Here is a 1,572-nt window from a genome sequence, read left to right on the forward strand (position 1 = left end):
AACCAGAATCGCTCATCACTAATTGGGTGTGTGCGTGAAGATAGGACTCACCATTAAGGAAGTGCTCACGGAAGGTGAAGTCGCCTGTGGTGTCGTCACGATCGAAGATCAGAACACCTCGACTCCTGACACCAAGATAGACCTGCTCACCGTCCGGAGAAGCTTCGATCGAGGCATAGCTGAGAGAAGCACTCTCATAGGCCACCCCGGCTTCCATCACCGCACCACTACCCAACGCTTCGAGCGTGAGTGACCGTTGGGCGACAAGCGTTCCAGAAGCATCAAGCTTCAAATGATGCAGAGCTTGCTCATCAATGTCGAAGCCATTCTCACGAGTCACAACATAGAGGTCATCGCCGCTGAACGTCAGATCCAATGTGTTGAGAGAATTGAATGTCGTCGAAATCACAAACTGAGACAGTTGAGTCAGGCGGCCGGTTATGGCATCTCTGGCGTAAACAATCAGCTCTTTGCCTACAGCAACAACAACGTTCTCGCCGCCAGGATGAGACGCCACTTGGATAGTACTTACAGTGGCAGGAAGATTCAGACGCTCAATCAATTCAGGCGACCGATCATCAAACTCGTTAACACTCGGATCGTGGCCTAACTGATACTCAAGTTCGTTGCTGTAGCCATCCTGGTCCAAATCCTCCGATGCATCGTTCGATAATGCATCAAGGCCATAAGCCAGTTCGAAATCATCCGGTAGTCCGTCACCATCGGTATCTGTTTTGGTTGGATCCGTACCCGCGATACACTCAAGGTCGTCAGCAACACCGTCACCATCGAAGTCCCGGCCTTCTGGATTGGCGACCAGAGGATCAAAGCCATAAGTGGTTTCACACTGGTCTGACAGGCCATCGTTGTCGTCGTCAAGATCGGCTGTATCTCCAATACCGTCACCATCAATATCGCGGTACTCGGTCGGATCCCGTGGCATTTGGTCTTCGTGATCCAGATATCCGTCGCCATCAGTATCCTGAAGGTTAATGTCTGAGTCGTTCTCAAACTCTTCCAGATTGGTCAGATTATCCCCATCCGGGTTGAGTGACGCGTCACTGGCATCCAGTGGATTCAATCCATTCGCTTCTTCCCAAAGGTCGGACATGCCATCGTTATCATCATCCAGATCTTCGTTGTCGCCTTTGCCATCTCCATCAGCGTCCGACCATTCCTCAGCCCTTAACGGGAAGGCATCTGCCGCATCGTCATAGCCATCGTTGTCGTCATCGGGGTCGGCATTATTACCGATGTTGTCGCCATCAGTGTCCAACCATTCACTGTCGTTCTGTGGGAAAGCATCCGACTCGTCAGCAACACCGTCATCGTCATCATCCGGATCTGCGTTATTGCCAATGGTGTCTCCATCGGTATCCAGCCATTCCTCTGGATCATCCGGAAACACATCAAGGATATCCTCTACACCGTCACCATCCCGATCTGGGCGACCAATACCTTTAAACCCGGCAGTCAGGACGACCAGCTCATCCGCAGCATTGGATATGGCATACAGGTGACGGCCATCCGGACTGGCCACGGCGCTGGACCACACACCACCGGTGTTCCCTT

Annotated in this window: 1 protein-coding gene; it reads right to left on the reverse strand. The window is 52.2% G+C overall.

Annotation, left to right across the window (positions count from 1 at the left end):
• Positions 1 to 1,555 (reverse strand): lactonase family protein (locus QLQ17_RS17125; protein ID WP_502867402.1); only part of this gene is annotated, 1,555 nt, incomplete at its 3' end.
• Between the last annotated feature and the right edge of the window lie 17 nt (positions 1,556 to 1,572).

Origin of the sequence: Marinobacter sp. CHS3-4 (assembly GCF_030053415.1) — a bacterium.
Taxonomy (GTDB): domain Bacteria; phylum Pseudomonadota; class Gammaproteobacteria; order Pseudomonadales; family Oleiphilaceae; genus Marinobacter.